Annotated in this window: 20 protein-coding genes; 18 read left to right on the forward strand and 2 right to left on the reverse strand. The window is 54.5% G+C overall.

All coding sequences use genetic code 11. The features are described from left to right. The first annotated feature begins 4 nt into the window (after positions 1-4). From fabG to ptsG, 9 genes are all read left to right on the forward strand, one after another. Positions 5-739: a 3-oxoacyl-ACP reductase FabG gene (fabG, locus tag L3069_RS08185; RefSeq protein WP_022647739.1), complete on the forward strand. Its 735-nt coding sequence runs from the start codon at positions 5-7 to the stop codon at positions 737-739. 154 nt (positions 740-893) lie between these two features. Beyond that, entirely contained in the window at positions 894-1130 is a 237-nt protein-coding gene (gene acpP / locus L3069_RS08190; RefSeq protein ID WP_003857954.1) for an acyl carrier protein, read from the forward strand. Between the two features lie 91 nt (positions 1131-1221). After that, positions 1222-2463 (forward strand): beta-ketoacyl-ACP synthase II, encoded by a 1242-nt coding sequence (gene fabF / locus L3069_RS08195; RefSeq protein WP_022647740.1) that lies wholly within the window; start codon positions 1222-1224, stop codon positions 2461-2463. Between the two features lie 120 nt (positions 2464-2583). Beyond that, positions 2584-3393 carry an aminodeoxychorismate lyase gene (pabC, locus tag L3069_RS08200; RefSeq protein ID WP_038415830.1) on the forward strand — a complete coding sequence of 270 codons (810 nt, stop codon included), beginning with the start codon at positions 2584-2586 and terminating at the stop codon, positions 3391-3393. Between the two features lie 2 nt (positions 3394-3395). Further along, entirely contained in the window at positions 3396-4418 is a 1023-nt protein-coding gene (gene yceG, locus L3069_RS08205; RefSeq protein ID WP_038415832.1) for a cell division protein YceG, read from the forward strand. Then, positions 4408-5049, forward strand: coding sequence for a dTMP kinase (tmk, locus tag L3069_RS08210; protein WP_022647743.1), 642 nt, complete (start codon positions 4408-4410; stop codon positions 5047-5049). The genes yceG and tmk overlap by 11 nt, the downstream gene beginning before the upstream one ends. Continuing rightward, the gene (gene holB / locus L3069_RS08215; protein WP_022647744.1) at positions 5046-6050 is read left to right on the forward strand and encodes a DNA polymerase III subunit delta'; all 1005 of its coding nucleotides are present in this window, start codon (positions 5046-5048) and stop codon (positions 6048-6050) included. The genes tmk and holB overlap by 4 nt, the downstream gene beginning before the upstream one ends. A gap of 10 nt (positions 6051-6060) precedes the next feature. Further along, a complete protein-coding gene (locus L3069_RS08220) occupies positions 6061-6855 on the forward strand; it encodes a metal-dependent hydrolase (RefSeq protein WP_023299800.1) in 795 nt (264 codons plus the stop codon). A gap of 298 nt (positions 6856-7153) precedes the next feature. Beyond that, positions 7154-8587 (forward strand): PTS glucose transporter subunit IIBC, encoded by a 1434-nt coding sequence (ptsG, locus tag L3069_RS08225; RefSeq protein ID WP_006809245.1) that lies wholly within the window; start codon positions 7154-7156, stop codon positions 8585-8587. 139 nt (positions 8588-8726) lie between these two features. Here ptsG and fhuE read toward each other — a convergent pair whose 3' ends face one another. Next, positions 8727-10916: a ferric-rhodotorulic acid/ferric-coprogen receptor FhuE gene (gene fhuE / locus L3069_RS08230; protein ID WP_038415834.1), complete on the reverse strand. Its 2190-nt coding sequence runs from the start codon at positions 10914-10916 to the stop codon at positions 8727-8729. 353 nt (positions 10917-11269) lie between these two features. On the opposite strand from fhuE, the gene hinT reads away from it, so the two are divergent. The 8 genes from hinT (at position 11270) to L3069_RS08270 (ending at position 17354) form a co-directional block, all read left to right on the forward strand. After that, entirely contained in the window at positions 11270-11629 is a 360-nt protein-coding gene (hinT, locus tag L3069_RS08235) for a purine nucleoside phosphoramidase (RefSeq protein WP_006809243.1), read from the forward strand. A 1-nt stretch (position 11630) separates the two neighbouring features. Further along, entirely contained in the window at positions 11631-12005 is a 375-nt protein-coding gene (locus L3069_RS08240) for a YcfL family protein (RefSeq protein WP_038415836.1), read from the forward strand. A 13-nt stretch (positions 12006-12018) separates the two neighbouring features. Beyond that, a complete protein-coding gene (lpoB, locus tag L3069_RS08245) occupies positions 12019-12663 on the forward strand; it encodes a penicillin-binding protein activator LpoB (RefSeq protein WP_085929697.1) in 645 nt (214 codons plus the stop codon). Then, entirely contained in the window at positions 12644-13468 is an 825-nt protein-coding gene (gene thiK / locus L3069_RS08250) for a thiamine kinase (protein ID WP_038415838.1), read from the forward strand. The genes lpoB and thiK overlap by 20 nt, the downstream gene beginning before the upstream one ends. An 11-nt stretch (positions 13469-13479) precedes the next feature. Further along, positions 13480-14505, forward strand: a complete 1026-nt coding sequence (gene nagZ, locus L3069_RS08255; protein WP_038415840.1) for a beta-N-acetylhexosaminidase — start codon at positions 13480-13482, stop codon at positions 14503-14505. 31 nt (positions 14506-14536) lie between these two features. Continuing rightward, the gene (gene ycfP, locus L3069_RS08260; RefSeq protein ID WP_022647750.1) at positions 14537-15079 is read left to right on the forward strand and encodes an alpha/beta hydrolase YcfP; all 543 of its coding nucleotides are present in this window, start codon (positions 14537-14539) and stop codon (positions 15077-15079) included. Between the two features lie 236 nt (positions 15080-15315). Continuing rightward, positions 15316-16620 carry an NAD(P)/FAD-dependent oxidoreductase gene (locus L3069_RS08265; protein ID WP_017693633.1) on the forward strand — a complete coding sequence of 435 codons (1305 nt, stop codon included), beginning with the start codon at positions 15316-15318 and terminating at the stop codon, positions 16618-16620. 194 nt (positions 16621-16814) lie between these two features. Next, positions 16815-17354, forward strand: a complete 540-nt coding sequence (locus L3069_RS08270; protein WP_017384715.1) for a glycine zipper 2TM domain-containing protein — start codon at positions 16815-16817, stop codon at positions 17352-17354. Between the two features lie 59 nt (positions 17355-17413). Here the strand turns inward: L3069_RS08270 and comR are convergent, their stop codons facing one another. Next, positions 17414-18049 (reverse strand): TetR family copper-responsive transcriptional repressor ComR, encoded by a 636-nt coding sequence (gene comR / locus L3069_RS08275; RefSeq protein WP_022647753.1) that lies wholly within the window; start codon positions 18047-18049, stop codon positions 17414-17416. Positions 18050-18294: 245 nt separating this feature from the next. Between comR and bhsA the strand changes: the two genes are divergently transcribed. Next, on the forward strand, positions 18295-18552 hold the full coding sequence (gene bhsA, locus L3069_RS08280; protein WP_006809234.1) for a multiple stress resistance protein BhsA: 258 nt from the start codon (positions 18295-18297) through the stop codon (positions 18550-18552). Positions 18553-18583: the final 31 nt, after the last annotated feature.

Genomic DNA, 18583 nt, shown 5'->3' on the forward strand with positions numbered 1-18583 from the left:
TACCATGAGTTTTGAAGGAAAAATTGCCCTGGTGACCGGCGCAAGCCGCGGTATCGGGCGTGCTATTGCTGAAACACTGGTTGCGCGCGGCGCGACGGTGATCGGGACTGCGACCAGCGAGAATGGCGCACAGGCCATCAGCGAGTATCTGGGTGCGAACGGCAAAGGTCTGGTACTGAATGTGACTGAACCAGCATCTATCGAATCTGTTCTGGAAAATATTCGCGCAGAGTTTGGCGAAGTGGATATTCTGGTCAATAATGCCGGGATCACTCGCGACAACCTGTTGATGCGAATGAAAGATGATGAGTGGAACGATATTATCGAAACCAACCTGTCATCGGTATTCCGTCTGTCAAAAGCGGTAATGCGCGCTATGATGAAAAAGCGTCATGGACGTATTATCACTGTAGGTTCTGTGGTTGGTACCATGGGAAATGCTGGTCAGGCTAACTACGCTGCGGCGAAAGCAGGTCTGATCGGTTTCAGTAAGTCGCTGGCGCGCGAAGTCGCGTCCCGCGGAATTACTGTAAACGTTGTTGCTCCGGGCTTTATTGAAACGGACATGACGCGTGCGCTGACCGATGATCAGCGTGCGGGTACGCTGGCGGCAGTTCCAGCGGGTCGTCTTGGCGACCCTAAAGAAATCGCCAGCGCGGTTGCATTTTTAGCCTCTGACGAAGCGGGTTACATCACTGGTGAAACCCTCCACGTCAACGGCGGGATGTACATGGTTTAATCACGATCGAAAATATTTGCGTTATTTGGGCAAATGGCCTCAAAATAACGTAAAATCGTGGTAAGACCTGCCGGGATTTAGTTGCAAATTTTTCAACATTTTATACACTACGAAAACCATCGCGAAAGCGAGTTTTGATAGGAAATTTAAGAGTATGAGCACTATCGAAGAACGCGTTAAGAAAATTATCGGCGAACAGCTGGGCGTTAAGCAGGAAGAAGTTGTGAACTCCGCTTCCTTTGTTGAAGACCTGGGCGCAGATTCTCTTGACACCGTTGAGCTGGTAATGGCTCTGGAAGAAGAGTTTGATACTGAGATTCCGGACGAAGAAGCTGAGAAAATCACCACCGTTCAGGCTGCCATTGATTACATCAACGGTCACCAGGCGTAAGTGAACATCTCCAGGCGGTCATTCGACCGCCTGAGTTTTATCTTTTGTAGTCCCACGAATCTCTTTTTTTATCCCTCCCTGGAGGACAAACGTGTCTAAGCGTCGTGTAGTTGTGACCGGACTTGGCATGTTGTCTCCTGTCGGCAATACCGTAGAGTCCACCTGGAAAGCTCTCCTTGCCGGTCAGAGCGGCATCAGCCTAATCGACCATTTCGATACTAGCGCCTATGCAACGAAATTTGCTGGCTTAGTAAAGGATTTTAACTGTGAAGAGATCATCTCGCGCAAAGAACAGCGCAAGATGGATGCCTTCATTCAATATGGAATTGTCGCTGGCGTTCAGGCCATGCAGGATTCTGGCCTTGAGATTACGGAAGAGAACGCTACCCGTATCGGCGCTGCTATCGGCTCCGGGATTGGCGGTCTTGGCCTGATCGAGGAAAACCATACATCTCTGGTGAATGGCGGCCCGCGTAAAATCAGCCCGTTCTTCGTTCCGTCTACGATTGTAAACATGGTGGCAGGTCACCTGACCATTATGTTCGGCCTGCGTGGCCCAAGCATCTCAATCGCGACAGCCTGTACGTCTGGCGTGCATAACATCGGCCAGGCCGCGCGTATCATCGCGTACGGCGATGCAGATGCTATGGTTGCGGGCGGTGCTGAAAAAGCCAGTACCCCGCTGGGCGTCGGTGGCTTCGGTGCAGCGCGTGCGCTCTCTACCCGAAACGATAATCCTCAGGCGGCGAGCCGTCCGTGGGATAAAGACCGTGATGGTTTCGTGCTGGGTGACGGTGCAGGCATGATCGTACTGGAAGAGTACGAACACGCGAAAAAACGTGGCGCGAAAATTTATGCTGAAGTTGTTGGCTTTGGCATGAGCAGCGATGCTTACCACATGACGTCTCCTCCAGAGAACGGCGCAGGTGCTGCGCTGGCGATGGAAAACGCCATCCGTGATGCGGGCATTACGCCGGCACAGATTGGCTACGTTAACGCGCACGGGACATCTACCCCTGCGGGCGATAAAGCAGAAGCGCAGGCGGTTAAGTCTATCTTCGGCGAATCTGCCAGCCGTGTACTGGTGAGCTCCACGAAATCCATGACCGGTCACCTCCTGGGTGCGGCGGGTGCAGTAGAATCAATCTACTCTATTCTCGCGCTGCGCGATCAGGCTGTACCGCCAACTATCAACCTGGATAATCCAGATGAAGGTTGCGATCTGGACTTCGTTCCCCACGAAGCGCGCCAGGTTAGCGGTATGGAGTACACCCTGTGTAACTCCTTCGGCTTCGGTGGGACTAACGGTTCTCTGATCTTCAAAAAGGTCTGAGTCTGGTTAGTCGCTGACGATAATAAAGGTCCGCTTGCCGGGCCTTTTTTATTAGGTGATATCCCCTTGTCCGGCTAACCACATCCTGCCAGACTGAGCCTCCATGCATAAGGAGCCACTATGTTTTTAATTAATGGCCTTGAGCAAGAAATGCTGCCGGCAAGCGACAGGGCGACCCAGTTTGGCGATGGCTGTTTCACGACCGCGCGTATTCTCGACGGTGGCGTGTGCCTGCTCGGGGCCCATATCCTTCGTTTACAAAAAGCCTGCGAAGCATTACTGATCCCCTTTTCGCAGTGGGACATTCTTGAAAGTGAAATGCGTCGGCTGGCGTCAGAGAAAGCAAGCGGCGTCCTGAAAGTCATTATCAGCCGCGGCAGCGGTGGTCGGGGCTATAGCGGTTCTGCCTGCCAGCATCCTGCGCGGATCCTTTCCGTTTCAGATTATCCTTCCCATTACGCGCACTGGCGTGAAGAGGGCGTAGTCCTGGCGCTTAGCCCGGTACGTCTGGGGCGAAACCCGATGCTCGCTGGCATAAAACATCTTAACCGTCTTGAACAGGTGCTTATTCGTACTCATCTTGAGCAGACGGAGGCCGGGGAGGCGCTGGTTCTTGACAGCGAAGGGTACATTACGGAATGCTGTGCGGCTAATTTACTCTGGCGGAAGGGCAGTGACGTATTCACGCCTTCGCTGGAGCAGGCCGGAGTCAACGGCATTATGCGGCAGTTTTGTTTGCAACAGCTGGCACGCGCAGGCTTTCGCGTTGTCGAACTTAACGCTAAGGAAGAGGCGCTGCTGGCTGCCGAAGAAGTTGTTATCTGCAATGCGCTGATGCCCGTTGTCCCCGTTCGCGCTTATGACCGCAAGTGCTGGTCATCCCGCGAGCTGTTCCAGTTTCTGGCCCCGTTATGTGAGCAAACCAGGTAGTCATGAAGAAAATGTTACGCTTTGTCCTCCTTCTTATCGTTGCGTTCGGAATCGCTGGCGGAGCGGGAGTGTGGAAAGTCCGTCAGCTGGCTGAAAGTCAGATCCTGATTAAAGACGAGACGATTTTTACCCTGAAAGCGGGGACCGGGCGGCAGGCGCTTGGTCAGCAGCTGTATGACGACAAAATTATCAATCGTCCACGCGTATTCCAGTGGCTGCTGCGTATTCAGCCGGACCTGTCCCATTTCAAGGCCGGTACCTATCGTTTCACCCCTGGCATGACCGTGCGCGAGATGCTGCAACTGCTGGAGAGTGGTAAAGAAGCCCAGTTTCCATTGCGTTTTGTGGAAGGTATGCGTCTGAGCGATTATCTCAGGCAACTGCGTGACGCGCCGTACATCAAGCATACGCTGAAAGATGACCGCTACCAGACCGTGGCAGACGCCTTAAAATTCGAACATCCCGAGTGGGTGGAAGGCTGGTTCTGGCCCGATACGTGGATGTATACGGCAGGCACGACGGATGTGGCAATTCTGAAGCGCGCGCACAACAAAATGGTCGCGGCGGTAGACGCTGCGTGGAAAGGGCGAGCAGAGGGCCTGCCTTATCAAGATCAAAACCAGTTCATGACGATGGCCTCGATCATCGAGAAAGAGACGGCCGTTGCTGCCGAACGTGACCAGGTTGCCTCGGTGTTTATTAACCGTCTGCGCATCGGCATGCGTTTGCAAACCGATCCTACCGTCATCTACGGCATGGGCGAAAACTACAACGGCAGGATTTCCAGAAAAGATCTGGAAACGCCAACGGCGTATAATACCTACGTGATTAGCGGCCTGCCGCCTGGACCGATTGCGACGCCGAGTGAAGCATCGTTGAAGGCCGCCGCGCACCCGGCCAAAACGCCGTATCTCTATTTTGTGGCTGACGGAAAAGGGGGGCATACGTTCAATACCAACCTGGCCAGTCACAATCGCTCCGTTCAGGACTATCTGAAGGCACTTAAGGAAAAAAATGCGCAGTAAATACATTGTCATTGAGGGACTCGAAGGGGCGGGCAAAACCACCGCCCGTAACGTGGTGGTGGATACGCTGAAATCGCTTGGCGTCGCCGACATGGTCTTCACCCGCGAGCCGGGCGGTACGCAGCTGGCGGAAAAACTGCGCAGCCTGGTTCTGGATATCAAATCCGTTGGCGATGAAGTTATTACCGACAAAGCGGAAGTGCTGATGTTCTATGCGGCGCGCGTTCAGCTGGTGGAGACGGTGATCAAACCCGCTCTGGCAGAAGGCAAATGGGTGATTGGCGATCGCCACGATCTCTCAACCCAGGCGTATCAGGGCGGTGGCCGGGGTATCGATCAGGCCATGCTGGCTACGCTTCGCGACGCGGTTCTGGGCGATTTCCGTCCTGACCTGACGCTGTATCTGGACGTGACCCCTGAGGTGGGCCTGAAGCGCGCCCGTGCCCGCGGCGAACTGGACCGCATTGAACAGGAGTCTTTTGATTTCTTTAACCGCACCCGTGCGCGTTATCTGGAACTGGCCGGGCAGGACAAGACCATTCGTACCATCGATGCGACGCAATCCCTTGAAGACGTTACATGTGATATTCAGCAGACCGTTACGCAGTGGCTACAGGAGCAGCAGGCATGAAATGGTATCCATGGTTGCGCCCACACTTTGAACAGCTGATCGGCAGCTATCAGGTTGGTCGGGGGCATCATGCGTTACTGATCCAGGCGCTGCCGGGAATGGGTGATGATGCGTTGATTTATGCCATCACCCGCTTTCTGATGTGCCAACAGCCGGAAGGACATAAAAGCTGCGGTAAGTGCCGGGGTTGCCAGCTCATGCAGGCGGGCACGCATCCTGACTATTACACCCTCGAACCTGAGAAGGGCAAAAATACGCTCGGTATCGACGCGGTGCGTGAGGTCAGTGAGAAACTGTACGAATATGCGCGTCTGGGGGGGGCGAAAGTGGTGTGGCTGAAAGACGCCGCGCTGCTCACGGAAGCCGCAGCCAACGCGCTGTTAAAAACCCTGGAAGAGCCGCCAGAAAACACCTGGTTTTTCCTCTCCTGCCGCGAGCCGGAACGCTTGCTGGCGACGCTGCGCAGTCGCTGCCGTCTTCACCACCTTGCTGTCCCTCAGGAATCCTGGGCACTCGCCTGGCTTGAGCGGGAAGTGACGGTGTCACAAGACGCGGCGCTCTCAGCGTTGCGCCTGTGCAGCGGTGCGCCTGCGGCTGCGCTGGCCTTATTACAGCCCGAGGTGTGGTCCCAGCGTGAAACGCTGTGTCGTGCGGTTGAATCAGCCCTCGACAGCCATGACTGGCTGAGCGTGCTGCCAGCGCTGAACAGCGATCAGGCTCCGGAACGGCTGCACTGGCTGGCCGCGCTGCTGCTGGATGCGCTCAAAATTCAGCAGGGGGCTACGCTTCTGACTAACCCTGACGTGTGGGCGCTGGTCACCACGCTGGCGAATCGCCTGTCAGGGCAGTCGCTGCACGCTATCCTTCATGATATCTGCCAGAGTCGTGAACAACTTTTGACGGTAACCGGTCTCAATCGCGAGCTTTTACTGACTGACCAGTTACTGCGTATCGAACACTACCTGCAACCGGGCGTCATACCGCCGGTTTCCCACCTCTGAGAGAGACATTATGTTTTTAGTCGACTCACACTGCCATCTCGATGGCCTGGATTATCAATCCCTGCATAAAAATGTGGACGACGTGCTGGCGAAAGCCGCCGCGCGCGATGTGAAATTTTGCCTGGCCGTGGCAACCACGTTGCCGGGTTACCGCTCCATGCGTGAACTGGTAGGCGAGCGCGATAATGTCGTCTTCTCCTGCGGCGTGCATCCGCTGAATCAGGATGAAGCGTACGACGTTGAGGATTTACGCCGTCTTGCCGCAGAAGAGGGCGTAGTGGCGATGGGCGAGACCGGCCTGGACTATTTCTACACTCCGGAAACGAAACCTCGCCAGCAGGAATCCTTCCGTAACCACATCCGCATTGGCCGGGAACTGAATAAGCCGGTTATCGTTCACACCCGAGATGCGCGCGCCGACACGCTGGGTATCCTGCGGGAAGAAAAGGTGACGGATTGCGGTGGCGTACTACACTGTTTCACAGAAGACAGAGAAACGGCGGGTAAGCTGCTTGATTTGGGCTTTTATATCTCGTTCTCGGGGATTGTCACGTTCCGTAATGCTGAGCAACTGCGTGATGCGGCGCGCTATGTTCCTCTGGATCGTATTCTGGTGGAAACCGATTCCCCGTACCTGGCGCCGGTGCCTCATCGTGGCAAAGAGAACCAGCCAGCGATGACCCGGGATGTCGCTGAGTATATGGCCGTTCTGAAAGGTGTCAGTATTGAAGAACTGGCTCGCGTGACAACGGAAAACTTCGCCAGCCTGTTCCATATTGACCCCGCCCGCCTGCAATCTGTCTGATACACCTGTTATTTTTAGGCTCGTAATTAATAAGTAAAGCGAGTAAAGTTCACCGCCTCATTCGGGGCGGTGATGGCGTTTTTAGACACATCCAGACATGCTTTATGTAAATATCTGCAAGTTTTTTGGCCGTCTTGAACTGAAACGTGATAGCCGTCAAACAAACTCAGAGGGAATTATTTTACTCTGTGTAATAAATAAAGGGCGCTTAGATGTCCTGTCCACGGCGCGGTACTCCCCCCGGGCCAATGCGTGAAAACGTAAAAAAAAGCACAAATACTCAGGAGCACTCTCAATTATGTTTAAGAATGCATTTGCTAACCTGCAAAAGGTCGGTAAATCGCTGATGCTGCCAGTATCCGTACTGCCTATCGCAGGTATCCTGCTGGGTGTCGGTTCTGCAAACTTCAGCTGGCTGCCAGCCGTAGTTTCCCACGTGATGGCCGAAGCAGGCGGTTCTGTTTTTGCTAACATGCCGCTGATCTTCGCTATCGGTGTTGCTCTGGGCTTCACCAATAACGACGGTGTTTCCGCTCTGGCGTCCGTTGTTGCTTACGGCATCATGGTGAAAACCATGGCTGTGGTTGCGCCGCTGGTACTGCATTTACCTGCTGAAGAGATTGCCGCTAAGCACCTGGCGGACACCGGTGTTCTCGGTGGTATCATCTCCGGTGCGATTGCAGCGTATATGTTTAACCGCTTCTATCGCATCAAGCTGCCTGAGTATCTGGGCTTCTTCGCGGGTAAACGTTTTGTGCCGATCATTTCTGGTCTGGCCGCGATTTTCACCGGTGTGGTCCTGTCCTTCATCTGGCCACCAATCGGTACGGCAATCCAGACCTTCTCTCAGTGGGCAGCTTACCAGAACCCGGTTGTGGCGTTCGGTATCTACGGCTTCATTGAGCGCTGCCTGGTACCATTTGGTCTGCACCACATCTGGAACGTTCCATTCCAGATGCAGATTGGTGAATACACCAACGCAGCAGGTCAGGTGTTCCACGGCGACATCCCACGCTACATGGCGGGCGACCCAACGGCAGGTAAACTGTCTGGTGGCTTCCTGTTCAAAATGTACGGTCTGCCGGCCGCTGCAATTGCTATCTGGCACTCTGCTAAACCAGAGAACCGTGCAAAAGTGGGCGGTATCATGATCTCCGCAGCGCTGACCTCGTTCCTGACCGGTATCACCGAGCCGATCGAGTTCTCCTTCATGTTCGTTGCGCCGATCCTGTACATCATCCACGCGGTACTGGCAGGTCTGGCATTCCCAATCTGTATCCTGCTGGGTATGCGTGACGGTACGTCCTTCTCTCACGGCCTGATCGACTTCATCGTTCTGTCCGGTAACAGCAGCAAGCTGTGGCTGTTCCCAATCGTGGGTGCGGGCTACGCAGTGGTGTACTACACCGTCTTCCGCGTGCTGATCAAAGCACTGGACCTGAAAACGCCGGGTCGTGAAGATGCAACGGAAGACAGCAAAGCCGGTGTGACCAGCGAAATGGCACCTGCTCTGGTTGCTGCTTTCGGCGGTAAAGAGAACATCACTAACCTGGACGCGTGTATCACTCGTCTGCGTGTGAGCGTTGCCGACGTTGCGAAAGTCGACCAGCCGGGTCTGAAAAAACTGGGCGCAGCAGGCGTCGTTGTTGCAGGTTCTGGTGTTCAGGCAATCTTCGGAACGAAATCCGATAACCTGAAAACCGAAATGGATGAGTACATCCGCAACAACTAAGCTGTGATCTGGGGAGACTAAGGCAGCCGATTGGCTGCCTTTTTTATTATTGCGGTTTGTGGTGCCGGGTGGCGGCTGCGCCTAACCCGGCCTACGTGATGGGTAGGCCCGGTAAGCGCAGCGCCACCGGGCTTAATACTCAGAAATCGTAGCTCGCGCTCACCGAAACGTTCAGTGGCGCGCCATACACTACATACGATCCGACGTAGTCGTAATACTCTTTGTCGAACAGGTTGTTGACGTTAGCCTGAACAGCAAAGTCTTTGGTGACCTGATAGCGACTGAACAGGTTCACCAGCCCATAGCTGCCTTGCTCCGCGCGGGAACGTCCTGCCGGACCGCCTTCCACGTCCGTCCACACTTTGTTCTGCCAGTTTACGCCACCGCCCACGGTCAGTTCCGGCAGCATTGGCAGTTGATAACGGGTGAACAGCTTCATGGTTGTGCGCGGCTGATCGGAGCTGACGGCGTTGCCATTCTTATCTTCTGCAATGTAACGCGTCGCGCCAAAGGTCAGCTGCCAGTTATCGGTCAGTGCACCGTTGAGCTCAAACTCGACCCCTTTGCTGACCACCCCGTCCAGCGATTCATAAATCGACTCACCGCTCGGCATGTAGGTATACGTGTTGCTGGCCACGTTATCCTGCTCAATGCGGAAAATCGCCAACGAGGTGGTGAGGCGGGTATTAAACCAGTCTGCCTTCACCCCGGCTTCGTAGCTTTTACCCGTGGTAGGGTCGAGATAACGTCCACTGGCATTGCGCTTATCCTGCGGCTGGAAGATAGAGGTATAGCTGACGTAGGTCGACCAGTCCTTATTGATGTCATACACCAGGCCGGCATACGGCGTGACATCATCTTTGGTGCTTTCCAGACGTGTATTCGGCGAACCAGCGGGGTTATAGCGAATGTTGTATTGGGTGTAACGCGCCCCCAGGATCAGATGCAACGGATCGGCGAGTGAGAAACGCGCAGAGGAATAGGCTGAAGACTGGCGAATATCATCCTTGCTGTAGAGTTTCCACGGCGTCCACTGCGGATCGGCAATGTTCCCGTTCCAGTTCTTAAAGTTGCCGACATCAACCATGCCGTATACTGCATCCGGCATGGTGTTGTCGTAATGGTTACGCTGACGGCTAAAGCTGCCGCCGAACATCATCTCGTGCTGACGGCCAAAGAGATCGAAACCGCCGCGCAGGAAGGCATCGACCGCATCCTGTTTGCGTTCCCCGCGGTTCCAGCCGCCGTAACCCACCAGGCCCGCGCCGGTCTCTTTATCCGGATAACCGGACATATACATCAGCTTAGAGTCAAAGTTGGTTTCAGCATGCATGCCGTTGATGTGCGCTTCCCAGCCATTATCGAAACGCTGGGTCAGGTTAGCGAAGATGCGGGTGCTGTCTTTATCTGAATAGGCCCAGTCAGGCGCGACGGTCTGGCTGCGATTGTAGTTGGTCTTACTTCCGTCGCTGTACCAGGTCGGCAGCCCGCCCCAGGTTGGGTCGGCGGTATGGCTTTCCTGATACTCATACCCTACCGAGAGGGTCGTGCTGTCGGTAACATCTGCATCCATCACGCCGTAGAGGAATTTCTTCCGGTAGTGGTAGTTATCCACGAAGCTGTCGTTGTCCTGATAACCCGTGATCAGACGACCCCGTACCTTACCTGATTCCACCAGCGGCGCCTGGAGATCCAGCACGTAACGCTGCTTGTCCCAGCTGCCGTAGCTGGCGGAGACGTTGCCTTTAAATTCCTGGCTGTCCGCATGCTTGCGCACCATATTAACGTACGCCGCCGGGTTGCCCGTCCCGGACATCAGGCCTGTGGCGCCGCGGACCACTTCAATGCGGTCATAGATTGCGGTATCGGCGGCGGTATCACCAAAGTTCCACACTTCACTGATGGACGTTGGAAGGTCGTCATAGGCGTAGTTGCTGACGAAAAATCCGCGTGAGTAAAATACGGTACGATCGCTGTCCTGCACCTGCGCCGTAATGCCCGTGGTGTTCGTCAGCACCTGGCCGATGGATTGCAGATTCTGGTCAGCCATACGTTGCTGGCTGATAACGCTGACGGACTGTGGGATGTCGCGGGGAACCAGCAACAGTTTGGTGCCGGTGGTGGTGGTTTTTACGCTGTAATCCTGATCCTGGCTGGCAGAAAGATCCTGTGTGTTATCAAAACCCCCATCAACGACGACGGTATCTTCGGCTGTTGAAGCAGCGAAAGCGGTGGTTGGCGTCAATGCCATAGCAATGCAGGCGGCCAGCAACGAAGGTGTTGCGGCAGGCTGACGTTGCCCATCCCTGGTGTGATTAATGAAAGACATCATCAAACCCTTAGTGAATGGTGAAGGTAATGCGCGACAGTCCCGCTAGCACGGGCTGACGTCGTTTTCTATGTTAAAAATGCGCATGAAAATGCAAATGCGAAATATACGCATTGTGATTAACGCTGTAAACAGATGTTTCGGGATGAACTGAAATCAGGTTTCAGAAAAGAAATGTCCTAAAGCGATGCCTCTTCAGCCAGATGGGCGATAATCAGGAAAGAAATCACGGGAGAAGGTTGAAAGGACAGGAGAAACTCGCTCATACTCTTGTGTTGTGTCACACAGTAAAACAGACAATGTGTGTTAACAACGGACGCACGACGCCAGATTAAACATAAAAGGAAAAGGTCATGGCTGAAGAAACGATTTTCAGTAAAATTATCCGCCGGGAAATTCCGTCGGATATTGTCTATCAGGATGAACTGGTCACGGCTTTCCGCGACATTTCTCCCCAGGCGCCGACGCACATCCTTATTATTCCCAATATTCTGATTCCGACCGTCAATGACGTTAAAACCGAGCATGAAGTGGCGCTGGGCCGTATGCTTACGGTGGCCGCGAAAATTGCTGAGCAGGAAGGGATTGCTGAAGATGGATACCGTTTGATCATGAACTGTAATCGCCATGGCGGCCAGGAAGTCTATCATATTCATATGCATCTTCTGGGTGGACGTCCACTGGGACCGATGCTGGCACATAAAGGTCTTTAATATGTTAACTGGGCGTATTGCAGCGCTGATCGTGACGCTGGTTATGGTTGGGTGCAGCGCGCGTCCCGCCATCCCGGTCAGTGAAGAACAGACGCTGGTGATGGAGTCCTCAGTGCTTGCTGCGGGCATCACGGCGGAAAAGCCTTCGCTGACCATAAGCGAAATCCAGTCTTCTGCCTCCTCTACGCTCTATAACGAAAGGCAAGAGCCAGTGACGGTGCATTATCGCTTCTACTGGTATGACGTGAGAGGTCTTGAGATGCACCCGCTTGAGGCGCCGCGTAGCGTGACGGTCCCGGCAAGATCGTCGGTCACGCTCTACGGCAGCGCCAGCTATCTGGGTGCACATAAGGTGAGACTTTATCTTTATTTGTAAGGAGTGAACCTTGATTAAAACAATGAGCCGTTATGCGCTCCTGAGTGCGTTCGCACTCTTTCTGGCAGGCTGTGTGACGCGAACGGAAGAACCTGCACCGGTGGATCAGGCGAAGCCGGGAACGGAACAGCCGACCACACCGGCGCAACCTGTTCCAACCGTGCCGTCTGTACCGACTATTCCTGCGCAGCCTGGCCCGATCGAACATCCGGACGATACCGCGCAGCCTGCGCCGCGAGTGCGGCACTATGACTGGAACGGCGCGATGCAGCCGATGGTGGGCAAAATGTTGCAGGCACAGGGCGTTACGCCTGGCAGTGTGCTGCTGGTGGACAGCGTGAACAACCGTACAAACGGTTCCCTGAATGCGGGAGAAGCGACGGAAACCCTGCGCAACGCGCTGGCAAACAACGGTAAATTTACGCTGGTCTCAGCCCAGCAGCTCGCGGTCGCCAAGCAACAGCTTGGTCTGTCGCCTCAGGACAGCCTGGGTTCGCGCAGTAAAGCGATTGGTATCGCCCGCAACGTTGGCGCGCAGTATGTCCTTTATTCTAACGCGACAGGCAACGTGAACACGCCGTCGTTGCAGATGCAGTTAATGCTGGTTCAGACCGGCGAAATTATCTGGTCAGGTAAAGGTGCCGTTACGCAACAATAAGCGCACGCGTCATGACGTCCTGACGCGTTATTTCCCTCAGTACCGTGTTATCGCGCCGCAAGCCCCCGCCGGGCTTGGCGGCGCGAGTTGCATTATTGAGCGTGGCGACCATCGGCTGGTTTTACGTCAGCATCACGATGCCGCCGCGCCTGCCGCCCATTTTCGTCGCCAGTTCCGCGCCCTGAAGCGCCTTCCCGCCGACCTTGCCCCGAAACCTCATCTCTTTATCAGGGACTGGATGGCGGTGACGTTTATTGCGGGTGAGATCAAACGCGAGCTACCCGATCCCCCGACGCTGGCAGCCATGCTGTATCATCTGCATCGCCAGCCGCGTCTGGGCTGGCGGGTAACGTTGCTCCCCTTGCTGGAACGCTACTGGCAGCAGGCCGCGCCGGGACGACGCACGCCATTCTGGCTGGCGCAGCTGAAGCGGCTGCGTAAAGCAGGAGAGCCGCAGGCGTTACGCCTGGCACCGCTGCATATGGACGTCCACGCGGGGAATATCGTTCATACGGCGGCAGGCGAGAAACTTATCGACTGGGAATATGCCGGGGACGGTGACGTGGCGCTCGAACTTGCCGCGGTCTGGATGCCCGACGAGGCCTCGCGCGGACAGCTGATAGCCGCTTATGCCCGAAACGCCAACATGAATGCGCTCACCCTTGCGCGGCAGGTTGCGCGCTGGCGACCATGGGTAATCATGCTCATGGCGGGCTGGTTTGAAATGCGCTTTCAGCAAACAGATGACGAACAATTTATTGCGCTGGCAGATGATGCCTGGCGCCAGTTACAAACGAAAGGATAAGAGAGGTTGGTGTGGGTCCAGTAATGTTGGATGTTGAGGGGTTTGAGCTGGATGCGGAAGAGCGCGAAATCCTGGCGCACCCGCTGGTAGGGGGGCTGATTCTTTTCACCCGCAATTATCACGATCCGGCGCAGCTGCGTGAGCTGGTTCGTCAGATCCGCGCGGCTTCGCGCAATCACCTGGTGGTCGCGGTAGATCAGGAAGGTGGCCGCGTACAGCGTTTCCGGGAAGGGTTTACCCGTTTACCTGCCGCGCAATCTTTCGCAGCGCTGCTGGGAACCGAAGAGGGCGGTCAACTGGCGCAGGACGCTGGCTGGCTGATGGCCAGCGAGATGATCGCCATGGATATCGATATCAGCTTCGCCCCGGTGCTGGACGTAGGACACATTAGTGCGGCAATAGGTGAGCGTTCGTATCATGACGATCCACGTATCGCGCTGGCAATGGCGACGCGCTTCATTGACGGTATGCACGATGCGGGCATGAAAACCACCGGCAAGCATTTCCCGGGCCACGGGGCGGTGACGGCGGATTCCCATAAAGAAACCCCGCGCGATCCGCGCCCGGAAGCAGACATTCGCGCTAAAGATATGTCTGTTTTCCGCTCGCTGATTACCGATAACAAGCTGGACGCTATTATGCCTGCGCACGTCATCTATAGTGACGTTGATCCGCGTCCGGCCAGCGGCTCTCCGCACTGGCTTAAAACCGTGCTGCGTCAGGAGTTGGGCTTCAATGGCGTTATTTTCTCTGACGATTTATCCATGGAAGGGGCGGCGATCATGGGAAGCTATGCCGAACGTGGGCAGGCTTCGCTGGATGCGGGTTGCGATATGATCCTCGTCTGCAATAATCGTAAAGGGGCGGTGAGCGTGCTGGATAACCTGTCGCCGATCAATGCTGAACGTGTTACACAATTGTATCATAAAGGTTCATTTAGTCGTCAGGAGCTGATGGACTCGGCGCGCTGGAAAACGGTAAACGCCCGGCTTGAAGCCCTGAACGAGCGCTGGCAGGCACATAAAGCAGCCCTTTAATTCATCCCGGAAGGCGTAGCGTGGTGAGACGATGATCATTTATTTACACGGTTTTGACTCAAACAGTCCTGGTAATCATGAGAAAGTGCTGCAATTGCAGTTTATCGATCCGGATGTCCGGCTAATCAGTTACAGCACGCGTCATCCGAAGCATGACATGCAGCATCTGCTTAAAGAAGTGGACAAAATGTTGCAGCTCAATATCGACGATCGTCCGCTGATCTGCGGCGTGGGGTTGGGGGGATACTGGGCAGAGCGCATCGGTTTTTTGTGCGATATCCGTCAGGTCATTTTTAATCCTAACCTGTTTCCAAACGAAAACATGGAAGGCAAGATTGACCGTCCGGAAGAGTACGCCGATATCGCAACAAAATGCGTGAGCAATTTCCGCGAAAAGAACCGCGACCGGTGTCTGGCGATCCTCTCCCGCAACGATGAAGCGCTGGACAGCTCCCGCGCTGCCGAACTTCTGCATCATTACTACGAAATTGTCTGGGACGAAGAGCAGACCCACAAGTTCAAAAATATTTCCCCGCACTTGCAGCGTATTAAGGCCTTTAAAACGCTGGGCTGAACTCCCTGAACCTGACAAAGGCCCGGTACGTGAAAGCGTGCCGGGCCTCTTTTTTGTCAGAGTTGTCTACTTTTAAACCATCAAAACTTGATACATATCAATTTTGGTATGACCAATGCGCCTGACGTGCTATTCTCAGTGAATCTGAATGGTTTCAGCGCAGTAACCTGTTGTTAATTAAGGGTTATTTATATAACTTTTAATTAACAATTGGTTAATAATTTGAGGGGGTCACGTTGACTACGCCATTGAAAAAGATAGTGATTGTCGGCGGTGGTGCTGGCGGGCTGGAGCTGGCGACGCAGCTGGGTAAGAAACTGGGTCGCGGTAAGAAAGCCAAAATCACGCTGGTGGATCGTAACCACAGCCATCTGTGGAAGCCGTTACTGCACGAAGTGGCGACCGGGTCGCTGGATGAGGGCGTGGATGCGCTCAGCTATCTGGCGCATGCGCGTAACCACCACTTCCAGTTCCAGCTGGGTTCGGTGGTGGACATCAACCGTGAAAATAAAACCATCACGCTGGCTGAGCTGCGTGATGATAAAGGCGAGCTGCTGGTTCCTGAGCGCAAGCTGGCCTATGACACGCTGGTGATGGCCCTGGGCAGTACGTCCAATGATTTCAACACCCCAGGCGTAAAAGAGCACTGTATCTTCCTGGATAACCCGCATCAGGCGCGTCGTTTCCATCAGGAGATGCTTAACCTGTTCCTGAAGTACACCAACAACATGGGTGCTAACGGCAAGGTTAACATTGCTATCGTGGGCGGCGGCGCAACGGGCGTTGAATTATCGGCGGAGTTGCACAATGCGGTCAAACAGCTGCACAGCTACGGCTACAAAGGACTGACTAATGAAGCGCTGAATGTGACGCTGGTGGAAGCAGGTGAACGTATTCTGCCTGCGCTGCCGCCGCGTATTTCTGGCGCGGCGCACAACGAGCTGACCAAACTGGGCGTGCGCGTGCTGACCCAGACCATGGTGACCAGCGCGGATGAGGGCGGACTGCATACCAAAGACGGCGAATACATCCAGGCCGACCTGATGGTCTGGGCTGCGGGGATCAAAGCGCCTGATTTCATGAAAGATATCGGTGGGCTGGAGACAAACCGTATTAACCAGCTGGTGACAGAGCCGACGCTGCAAACCACGCGCGATCCGGACATCTTCGCTATCGGCGACTGTGCCTCCTGCGCGCGTCCGGAAGGCGGGTTTGTGCCTCCTCGCGCCCAGGCCGCGCACCAGATGGCAAGCCTCGTGCTGCATAACATCCTGGCGCAGATGAAAGGCAAACCGATGAAAGCCTATGTCTACAAAGACCACGGCTCTCTGGTGTCGCTCTCAAACTTTTCCACCGTGGGCAGCCTGATGGGCAACCTGATGCGCGGCTCCATGATGGTGGAAGGGCGCATCGCCCGCTTCGTGTACATTTCTCTGTACCGTATGCACCAGATTGCGCTGCACGGCTACTTCAAAACCGGCCTGATGATGCTGGTCGGCCGCATCAACCGCGTTATCCGCCCACGCCTGAAGCTGCACTAATTTCTCCCTCCCTCCGGGCTCTCCGGAGGGAGTTCTTAGCACATCATGCTGTGCATTTCGCTCCTGACGCTTAAGAGTTCTCTTAAACAAACGCTATCCCAGCTCATCCCCCGGTTTTTTGATCCTTTATCTTATTGGCGAAGCGTTTATTGCGCTGCAAAATTGCTACCAATTGCAACAAAGGAGGAAGTCCCGTGAATAAATCAATGTTGGCGGGTATAGGGATTGGCGTCGCAGCTGCGTTAGGTGTGGCTGCCGTTGCCAGTCTGAACGTACTTGATCGTGGCCCGCAGTATGCGCAGGTGGTTTCCGCTACACCGATCAAAGAGACGGTCAAGACGCCTCGTCAGGAGTGCCGGAATGTTTCTGTCACCCATCGTCGTCCGGTTCAGGATGAAAACCGTATCGCTGGCTCCGTGCTGGGCGCGGTTGCTGGTGGGGTGATTGGTCATCAGTTTGGTGGTGGCCGTGGTAAGGATGTCGCGACGGTAGTTGGTGCGCTGGGTGGCGGTTATGCCGGTAACCAGGTGCAGGGCGCGATGCAGGAAAATGATACCTACACCACAACGCAGCAGCGCTGTAAAACCGTGTATGACAAGTCTGAAAAAATGTTGGGCTACGACGTAACCTACAAAATTGGCGATCAGCAGGGCAAAATCCGCATGGATAAAGATCCTGGTACGCAGATCCCTCTCGACAGCAATGGTCAGCTGATACTGAATAACAAAGTGTAAAAAAGATGTTCTCTGAACTTAGCTCCTCATGCGCTCAGGCTGAGGAGCTTTTTTTTGCGTCAGAGTTTAAGAAGTTCAGGCCACAGGCGCAGCGTTGTTTGCGTAATCCCCTGCAGTTTTTCCAGCGTCGCGCCTTCACGGGCGCTGATGGACATCCCCTGTAGAATACAGCTCAGATACTGGGCCAGCTCCTGCGGACGGCAATGCGCCGGAATTTCACCGCGCTGCTGGCGTTGAGCCAGAAACGTGCTGAGCGTCTCCTCCTGCATCGCATGGCGCGATTTGACCGTGTTGGCAATCTCTTTCGACGATGCCGCGAGGGTCGCGGAGGTGTTGATCATAAAACAGCCCGCGGGCGTGTCTTTACTGGTAAAGCAGGTTGCGACTGCGCAGAAATAATCCTGCAATGCCTGCTCAACCGTTTTTTCTTCACAGAATAGCTGGGCTTCGTGTTTTGCCGCGAAGCGCGAGATGTATCTGTCCAGAACGGCCCGGAATAAGCCTTCTTTGTTGGTGAACTCTGCGTACAGGGTAGGGGCTTTCGCGCCCGTTGCTTCCACCAGGTCGGAGAGCGACGTGGCTTCATACCCATGCTGCCAGAAGAGCGTCATGGCCTTATCGAGCGCCGCATCCCTGTCGAACACTTTTGGTCGGCCACGGCTTTTCTTTGCGCAACGCGTGACATCGGTTGTCATGTGCCGTTGGTCCTCTGTTGTTTTGTTGAATAGTCATTATAAAAATAAACGTCTGCGACGACCAGCGGTGATTTCTTAAAAATAATTTAATTTTATCTTTATGAAATATAAGGAAAATGAAATTAATTTAACGACCATTATAAAAATAGGTTGACGTGTGACCTGGATCACATCTATCATTTACCTATCGATCGTTAACTAAATAACTAACGACCACTACATCATCTGCCCAAAGGTATAAAATCATGAAAAACGTTAAAACCCTCATCGCTGCCGCCGTTCTGAGTTCACTCTCTTTCGCAAGCTTCGCTGCTGTTGAAGTGCAATCCACTCCAGCAGACCAGCAGAAAGTCGGTACCATCTCTGCCACTGCCGGGACTAACCTCGGCTCTCTGGAAGATCAGCTGGCACAAAAAGCTGACGAAATGGGTGCGAAATCATTCCGCATCACCTCTGTGACCGGTCCTAACACCCTGCACGGTACCGCAGTTATCTACAAATAAGCGTAACGCAACCCTCCGTTATGCCACTGCA

It is taken from the genome of Enterobacter cloacae complex sp. ECL411, assembly GCF_021869665.1.
Classification (GTDB): Bacteria; Pseudomonadota; Gammaproteobacteria; order Enterobacterales; family Enterobacteriaceae; genus Enterobacter; species Enterobacter intestinihominis.

What these genes read in the sequence shown, in the direction of transcription:
- fabG (WP_022647739.1), top strand. Translation starts at nt 5, where the DNA reads ATGAGTTTTGAAGGAAAAATTGCCCTGGTGACCGGCGCAAGCCGCGGT.
- acpP (WP_003857954.1), top strand. Translation starts at nt 894, where the DNA reads ATGAGCACTATCGAAGAACGCGTTAAGAAAATTATCGGCGAACAGCTG.
- pabC (WP_038415830.1), top strand. Translation starts at nt 2,584, where the DNA reads ATGTTTTTAATTAATGGCCTTGAGCAAGAAATGCTGCCGGCAAGCGAC.
- yceG (WP_038415832.1), top strand. Translation starts at nt 3,396, where the DNA reads ATGAAGAAAATGTTACGCTTTGTCCTCCTTCTTATCGTTGCGTTCGGA.
- tmk (WP_022647743.1), top strand. Translation starts at nt 4,408, where the DNA reads ATGCGCAGTAAATACATTGTCATTGAGGGACTCGAAGGGGCGGGCAAA.
- holB (WP_022647744.1), top strand. Translation starts at nt 5,046, where the DNA reads ATGAAATGGTATCCATGGTTGCGCCCACACTTTGAACAGCTGATCGGC.
- L3069_RS08220 (WP_023299800.1), top strand. Translation starts at nt 6,061, where the DNA reads ATGTTTTTAGTCGACTCACACTGCCATCTCGATGGCCTGGATTATCAA.
- ptsG (WP_006809245.1), top strand. Translation starts at nt 7,154, where the DNA reads ATGTTTAAGAATGCATTTGCTAACCTGCAAAAGGTCGGTAAATCGCTG.
- fhuE (WP_038415834.1), bottom strand. Translation starts at nt 10,916, where the DNA reads ATGTCTTTCATTAATCACACCAGGGATGGGCAACGTCAGCCTGCCGCA.
- hinT (WP_006809243.1), top strand. Translation starts at nt 11,270, where the DNA reads ATGGCTGAAGAAACGATTTTCAGTAAAATTATCCGCCGGGAAATTCCG.
- L3069_RS08240 (WP_038415836.1), top strand. Translation starts at nt 11,631, where the DNA reads ATGTTAACTGGGCGTATTGCAGCGCTGATCGTGACGCTGGTTATGGTT.
- ycfP (WP_022647750.1), top strand. Translation starts at nt 14,537, where the DNA reads ATGATCATTTATTTACACGGTTTTGACTCAAACAGTCCTGGTAATCAT.
- comR (WP_022647753.1), bottom strand. Translation starts at nt 18,049, where the DNA reads ATGACAACCGATGTCACGCGTTGCGCAAAGAAAAGCCGTGGCCGACCA.
- bhsA (WP_006809234.1), top strand. Translation starts at nt 18,295, where the DNA reads ATGAAAAACGTTAAAACCCTCATCGCTGCCGCCGTTCTGAGTTCACTC.